Origin of the sequence: Elstera litoralis (assembly GCF_000963705.1) — a bacterium.
GTDB lineage: Bacteria > Pseudomonadota > Alphaproteobacteria > Elsterales > Elsteraceae > Elstera > Elstera litoralis.
The window spans coordinates 1-7,373 of record NZ_LAJY01000328.1 but is presented as its reverse complement, the minus strand read 5'-3'; the positions used below and the strand labels follow the sequence as shown (position 1 = coordinate 7,373).

7 protein-coding genes are annotated in these 7,373 nt (G+C 67.2%); all 7 read right to left on the bottom strand.

What is annotated here, in order from left to right; genetic code table 11:
* Positions 1-215: hypothetical protein (locus VZ95_RS12910; protein WP_045776207.1), on the bottom strand; the 215-nt coding region annotated here is incomplete at its 3' end.
* 1 nt (position 216) lies between these two features.
* On the bottom strand, positions 217-1,308 hold the full coding sequence (locus VZ95_RS22055; RefSeq protein WP_052711746.1) for an alpha-2-macroglobulin family protein: 1,092 nt from the start codon (positions 1,306-1,308) through the stop codon (positions 217-219).
* 43 nt (positions 1,309-1,351) lie between these two features.
* Positions 1,352-1,681, bottom strand: coding sequence for a hypothetical protein (locus tag VZ95_RS22050; RefSeq protein ID WP_052711745.1), 330 nt, complete (start codon positions 1,679-1,681; stop codon positions 1,352-1,354).
* Positions 1,618-4,014, bottom strand: a complete 2,397-nt coding sequence (locus VZ95_RS27210) for an alpha-2-macroglobulin family protein (protein WP_232302649.1) — start codon at positions 4,012-4,014, stop codon at positions 1,618-1,620. The genes VZ95_RS22050 and VZ95_RS27210 overlap by 64 nt, the downstream gene beginning before the upstream one ends.
* On the bottom strand, positions 3,941-6,022 hold the full coding sequence (locus VZ95_RS25615) for an Ig-like domain-containing protein (RefSeq protein ID WP_052711743.1): 2,082 nt from the start codon (positions 6,020-6,022) through the stop codon (positions 3,941-3,943). The genes VZ95_RS27210 and VZ95_RS25615 overlap by 74 nt, the downstream gene beginning before the upstream one ends.
* 40 nt (positions 6,023-6,062) lie before the next feature.
* Entirely contained in the window at positions 6,063-6,284 is a 222-nt protein-coding gene (locus tag VZ95_RS24195; protein ID WP_156995281.1) for a hypothetical protein, read from the bottom strand.
* A complete protein-coding gene (locus VZ95_RS12900) occupies positions 6,229-7,110 on the bottom strand; it encodes a hypothetical protein (RefSeq protein ID WP_045776206.1) in 882 nt (293 codons plus the stop codon). Before VZ95_RS12900 ends, VZ95_RS24195 begins: the two co-directional genes overlap by 56 nt.
* Positions 7,111-7,373: the final 263 nt, after the last annotated feature.

Below are 7,373 nucleotides of genomic sequence, written 5' to 3'. Positions count from 1 at the left end.
GGCAGTGGCCAGAAGCCATAATCAAGCCGAGGCGCGCCGCCCGCCCCGGCCATCGGTTCGGCCAATTGCGCCAGAAACGCGCCGGTACGATCCACCAGCAGCGCACTGGGGGGCGGGCTTTCGAGATGGGCACGGGCGGACATCTCCAAACCGACCCAACTGAGCCCCCCCAGCGCAATCAGGCCAATCCCGCCGAAGCCCCACGCGCGCCGCATCTTACCGGCTAATCGCGATCCGCGCCCCGTCACTACTGCCGCGCACGGGCGTGCGGTACATCATTTCGGCCTCCGACGGCGGCTGCGTGAAGCTACCGACTACGGTGGCCCGGCTGCGGATGGCGAAACGGTAGGTGCCGCGCGGCAGATCGTTGAAGAAGAAGCTCACCTGATCGTCGAGGAACGCCGTCGCGTTCCAGCCGTCGCTGGTCTTGGTGCTGACTTTCGCTTCCGCCGGCGCGGTCGCGAGGCCCGGATTGAGCGGCTCCATCCCGGCGGCGAGCGGAATGCGGATCGCCACATGGGTGCGATCTTCGGGATTGACCAGTTCCACCACGTCTTCCACCACATCGCCAACGGCAAGGCTGATTGCGCCATTCACCGGGCTCAGCTTCTCCAGCGGCCCGCCCCCAGTGGGAACGCGGAACCCTTCACGCTGGACGACGAAGCCCTGCGCCTGGGCCTGGGCGTGCGAGCCCAGCGCTTGCGGCAGAAACTCTTCATCAAGCGTGACCGTCAGCGGCACTTGCCCAAGAGCCGCCGTCAGTGTCAGCGCTTTGGCGTCGAGCAGGGTTTCGCGCACCAGCAGGCGGTTCGCGGGCAGGTCGATGGTTTTCGGCGCGGCCCCGTCAAGCGCAAGCGTAACGCGGGCCGCAGGGGTTGCCGTTTGCAGACCGTTTTTCACCAGCGCCAGAATGGCTTCGCTATTGGCATTGGTGGAGCCCCAGCCGTCGCCCTGACCAAGCTGCACCAACGCGCGTACGAGGATGGCGTTGCGCGGGTCTTTTGGAGTGGCGACGCCGACGGCCCGCACCATCTGGGCGAGGGTGCGCGTTTCGGACGGCAGAATCAGCGCGCCGCTGCTGACGCCAGTAATGCCGTCGTAAACCAGCCCATCCGGCCCCTGGCGGGTTTTGACCGTGCTCCATAGTTGCGCCTGCACGGCGTCGAGCACTTGCGTATCGGCGAATTTAGCCTCCGCCAGCACGCGCACGGTCTGCGCCAGGGTTTCCGGCCCTAAGAAGCGGGCGCGGCGGGCGAGTTCGGCGAGATAGCCGGTTTCCAGCGTCCCGGCTTGGGCGAGGGCGACCAAGGCCTGTGCCCGCTCGGCCCACGCGGCGTCGCCGACGCGCAGTTCATCCCCCGGCGCGCGCAGGGACCTGCTTCAACCCATTGGCGAGCCGTTGCAATAGAGCGAGATCGACCGCCTCGCCCGCCTCCCGCGCCTCAACGAGGAACTGCAACGCCCAGGCCGTCAGCGGCACATAGCCGCGCGAGTTGGGCCAGAAGCCGACGAGACCGCGCTCGTCGGTCGAGCGATCAATCGCATCGATCGTTTGGCGTACGTCGCGCGACAGGCGCTCCAGCAGCGCGGTTTCGCCCAGGGTTTGCGCGATGGGTTTCAACGCGAGTTCGACGCGGGCAAGACTGATGCGCTGCTCCGAACAGCCCCAGGGGGCCTGCATGACCTGCACCATCCCCGCCAGCACACGCGGAATGCTGGGGTCGCTGGAGAGAATGAACGACCGCCGTAAAGTGCCAGGCGCGCGGGTTCGGAGAGGGCCGCAAGGTCCAAAGTGCCGCCGGGGGCCAGGGTTTGTAACCGTTGCTGGCGTACCGCAGGGCGATCCGGGCGCAGCGGCAGGGTGATTTCTACCGCATCCCCGGCTTGATCCGATTGGCGTTGAACGGTGAACCCGAGGCGCACCGATTGGCGCTCGGGCGTGCCATCGGCGCGATAGGCGGGCTGGCCGACCGTGACCGGATAATCCAAACGCTGCGGGCGGCTACCCTCCCAAGTGAAACTCTGCTCGGCGGGCGTGGTGAGCGTCAGCCCATCGGTTTTCAGCGTGCCCTTGCCCGCCCCGGCTTCGCCTTCGACCACGCGTCCGATAACGCTAGCCTCGAACGTATCGCCGGGGCGCAGGAAGCGCGGCAAGGCCGGTTGCGCGATGACCGGCAGCCGCACCGGCAATTCGCCCGTGGCATAGCCGAAACGATCCGGCCCGGAAATCACCTTCGCGCGCAGTTTGAAGATGGTGAGACTATCCGGCAGGGTGACCGGAATCGTCACCTCGCCGCTGGGACCGATGGCCACCGTCGGCAGATAAATCGGCACCGGCGTGAAGTTTTTACGCACGGCGATATTATCAACGCCCAAATCTTCCAACGGCTTATCGCCGCCCGGCGTTTCCATGAGCGGCAGAATCCCGAAGGCCATGTTCCGACTGTCGCGCGCCACCAGATGCGTGTCGCGCGGCACAATGAAACTCGGCAGCGGGTCGAGCGGCTGTTCGCGCGCCAGCGATAGAACCGCCTGATCGATGAGCCAGAACGTCGCCTCGCCCGCCAGCGGTTTGCCCGCTTCGTCGCGCAGCTTCAGCACCACATCGATTTTCTGACCGGGCCGGGCTTTTTCGGGATAGGTGAAGCTCGCCGTGACCTGATGGGCGACGGGCGTCACCGTCACCCATTTCGTCGCGGCCAGCGTCGCCGGTTTGCGCAGATCGAACTGGGCCGTTGGCGCGGGGGCATCGCCCGCCACGCGCCCGCGCATAACGAGGAAATGCACCGCGACGCGCGGCATTTGGGTTTTGCGGATCGGCAGCGCGAAACTCCCCACCCCCTTAGCAATATCGAGCCATTGATAGCGGAACGGCCCTTCCGGCTCCTCGACAATGGCGAGCGCCCGCCCTGTCTGGAACGGGCTTTGCAGCACCAGTTGCGCGCTTTCGCCGGGGGCGTAGGCATCCTTGTCGCTACTGACCGCCACGGTTTCGGTCGGCGGGCGCGACCAGGTGACCGGCGCGCCGCCATTCACGAACAGATCGACCGAGACGAACTGCCGCCGCCCGATTTTATCGGCGGCCTCGACCTGAACCAAATAGACGCCCGCCTCGCGCAGGGGGAAATCCAGCTTCAGCGCGTCGGCCCCACTGACGATTTTGCGCTCTTCGATCACCTCATCAATGGTTTCGGTCGTATATTTGGCCGTGCCTTGAGAGAAATCCCCGGCTTGCAGCAGCGAGTTCCAACTGCGCCTCACCAGCTTCACCGTCAGCGGCACCCCTGCAACCGGCGTGCCCTGCGGGCCGATGGCGAGGATTTCCGGCTGAAGGCTGGTCGCTGTTTCCAGATAGCGCGGCACCTTCACCCCCAGCACGAAGGCTGGAAGCGCCTGCACTTGGGTAGAGGTGCGCACTTGAATATCGTCCGGCCCGGTCACGGTCGCCTCAATCTGATAGCGGCGCGGATGGCCGGTCGGCTCCAGGGTGGGATTGAGTTTCAGCGGGGCCGAGCCGCTGTCGTCGGTGCGGGCGTTCTGCTCCAGCACCGGGCTTGCCCGGAACTTCTCCTCCGCCCCGAAGCGCGAATCGCTGGAGAAGAAGAAGCCGGGGCGGTCCGGCGGGGTCCAGGCAATTGGCGCTTGCGTCACCCGCCACAAAATCGGTCGATCCGCTACCAAGCCGCCCGCGAAATAGCGCGCCGACAGGTCGATACCAAATTCCTCATCGAGCGCCACCCGCTGCGGGCCGTTCAAGAGCACTTCGAAGGTCGGCAGCCGATAGGCGTCTTTCTTGAAGCGCGCCTGCCCGCAGCTTTCCGTCTCTTTGCCGTTGCTCTCAAAATAGGCGCTATAATCCCCGGTCGCGTCGGTTTTCTCGTTGAACTCGAAATGGAAGGCGCCCGTATCGCTGAGCGTAACCGGATAGCGCCACTCCTCATCATTCGGCCCTTGCACCACGAGCGACCCCGTGCCCGAGGCGAAACGATGCGCGCCGCCGAGATAGGTTCGCACGAAGCCCTTGAATTGCACCGGATCTTCCGGGCGATAAATCGGGCGTTCGGCGAAAACATGGCAGAGCAGGCGGGCGGTTTCCTGACGCGGCTCCAGGGGGCGCAGCGCCCAATCCAGCCAATCGCGGCTGGTGTTGTTCCAGGTCTGCCCGGCGTAGCGCGGCACCTCTTGATTGGGGTGGAAGATCAGCCGGTCTTCGCCGTTGCTCACCGTCAGCCGATACCAGGGCCGATTTGCGCCGCCGGGGGCGACCCAAACGAAGGAACCCATCGCGTCCGTAGTACCTTGGCCGAAAACCGCTTCGCGTCGGCCCGAGCCGCCCTCGATCCGAATCCGCGCCCCCGCAACCGGCTGGGCGGTCGCCAGCGAGGTCACGTAGAACCGCACCGCCCCCGCCTCTTCCACTGCCGAGAGCGCAAGATCGGTCACTTGAATCCGCATCCAACTGCGCTGCGCCGGGCCGTCGGTGCGGCGAATGCCGACCAGATAGGCACCAGGGCGCCCCGGCCCGGCAATTCGGCTGAGATAGCTGAAGATCGACGCCTAAGCGCGCCAAACCGCCGCCGCGCTTACCGGGCAGGGTGATGATTTCGGAAATCGACGGCGTGCCCAGCGCCTTCAACCGCTCGGCCAGCAGTTTCGGCGTAATCGGTTCGACCTGATCGGTCGGCTCCGGCTCCAGCCCGGCCAGCGGCGGTTCTTGATCCTCATCGACGGTCACTGCCGCGTCGGGGAACGGCCAGAAATCGCGCGACAGCGGATCGATCGGGTGAATGCGCAGGTCGAGCTTGTCCACCCCGCGCGCCCGGATCGGCACCATCTGCGGCCCCAACCGCTCGACGATGCCCTGCGATTCCTCCCAGGCGAGAAGGGCCCGCTCCGGCGAAAAGAAGAATTTCCAGGCGGGCGAAGCGGCAGCATCCAGCGCGCGCCCGTCGCTATCCGTCACCCCGGCGTCGCCGAGGCGGAGTTCGTACAGCGTATCGGGCCGAAACGCGCCCGTAAGGCGCAGGGCGTTGGTGCCATCGGGCGCAGCCTTTAACCCGTCGATGGGCGGTGAGATGCGCAACAGATTGGCGGCTTGCACCGGATCGAGCGTCGGCACGCCCGCCGAGAAGGTGAGGCGCAAACCGGGAACCGCCGGGCCGCTGTCGGCGTCGCGGTAGCGCGTCGGTTGGCACTGCAAGGCCCCGTCGGTACTGCCGCCGTCATAGCCGCGCCCGCAGGTGAGAGCGGTAGCGCGAAAGGCTTGCGCCGTCGCAAAACTGCTGCTGCTGACCGGCGCATCCAGGCTGGCGTCGAGCGCTTGCCGGAGACGGACGAAAACCTTCGCGCCGTCTTCGATGGGGCTGCGGAACTGAATGGCGTAACGGGCAGGCGCGCCCGCCCCGGCGCGGTCCAGCGGCTTCACGGTGAAATCCTGGCCGGTCAGGCTGCGGCCCTGCCCGGCATCGACCCCCGGATAGGGCCGGATTTCTACCGTCAGCAGTCGCGCCAGCAGATCGGGGGCGACCGGCTCGGAAAAACTCAGCAGAATTTCCTGCGGGCGCGGCACTTGGGTTGCGCCATCGGCGGGGATAACGGCGACCGGGGCGGGCATCAGCACCGTTAGCCGTTCGGACCGCGCGCCGATGCGCACTGTCACCCCCTGCCCAGCGGGCCAGGGTTCGGCGGGTTTAAAATGCAGCGTGCGCGGGTTGATCCACTGCCACGCCCCCGGCTGCGGCGGGTTCAGATCGACAAACCGGCCCGGCTGGTCCTCGGCGGCGGGGGTTTTCGGCCCCTGGTCCTGGTCGAGAAACAGGGTGAGCGAATCCCAGCGCCGCAAGAATCGATCCGGCACCAGCACCGCCCCATCGGCGCGCTGGGTGTGATCGAGCGGCACGGCCGGGATGATCGCGGACGGATCAAGCGCGACCGGGGCGGCAGGCGTTTGCGCGAGGGCAAAGCCGCCTGCACTAAAAGCGAGAAGCGTCAGGCCCAGGCGGGTTGTAGCAAGCCAGCGCATCGGTTTAATCCCCAGGGGCGAAAACGGCGAAGAGGTGGGGTTAGGGCGCATTGGATCGCAGCCCCACCAGTTCAAGATAGGATTGTTGCACGTCCGGCGGCGGCCCTCGGTTGGGCGCGGCGATGCCGACCACAGCGGCTTGCAGCGACAGCGCGGCATCGTTGGGGGCCTGAACCTCCAGCACATAGTCGCCCGCCGGGACCGATTTATACTGAACGAGCCCTTCCCCCAGTACGCGCCCGCCCGCATCGAGCAATCGCACCGACGCGGGATCGCGCGCCGAGCGAACGCCAAACGCCGATCTTCCCGGCGCGCGGCACGGTAAAGGCAAAGGCGCGCGTATCGCCCGCCGCCAGCGGCAGAGGGGCCGACAACCCATCGCCGACGCGCGTGACCGGGCTGGCCTGAAGCTCCAGAGTGCCGCTCAGCCCGCCATCTTGCGGGGCGGCCAACCGCAGTTCCACCTCGCCTGCGGGCACATAGCGATGCCAATCGACGCCGTTCGGAAAGAGGCGAATCGCCTCGGCCTCGCCGGGGACCCGTAAGCCCGCGATAAGCGGTGCGGTACTGCGTAAGTGCAAGAGGCTCGGCTCCGTTAGCGTCAGGCGCACCGCCTGGGCCGCACCGGAGAGGGAAAGACTGTTCGGCAGTTGCAGCGTTTGCGTTTTCACCGCAGGCCAGAACCCGGCCCCCGGCCCCTCCAGCCACACCGCGAGCAACCCTGCCGGATGATCGAGGCTCAGAACCCCCGGCCCTTGGATCGGCAGGCGCTTGCCGCGCAACAGGCTACCGTCTTTCCCCTGCCAAACCGCCGGGCCGGATGCGCCGTCGACGATCAAAACCTGCCCCGGCAGCCCTTGCACCGCCAGCACCAGCGACCCCGCCGCGCCGAGGAACTGCTTGAAGCTCTGCTGCGGCGCGACGGTCTGGCGCGCAGCCGCAATCGGCATCTGACGCAGGGCAATCACCGCCGGGGCGGGGCCGAGATTGAACAGCCGCAGCCGCTCCGACCGGGTTTCGAGCTGGCGGCTGAGCGGTTGCCCGGCGCTCCACAGCAGCGGCCCCCCATCGCCGGGATCGCCCACCACCCGGCGGCAGATCGAGCGTCAGGCGCTTCAACCCGGCGGGTAAGCGCAGATCGCGGCTGCTGCGCGGATCGAGCGCTAGGGTAATGGCGGGTTGCAGCGCCTCGGTTTGGCCGGGGCTGGCGAGCAGATGGCGAGTGAGCGTCACCAGCGGCATCACCGTACTCCCGACCGCACCGATCCGCAGTTTCGGGTCGGCCCCAAGCGCAACCGCGCTGCCCGGCGCGAGCCCGGCCCCGCCGCCGACCGCGAGAAACGGGTGCCCC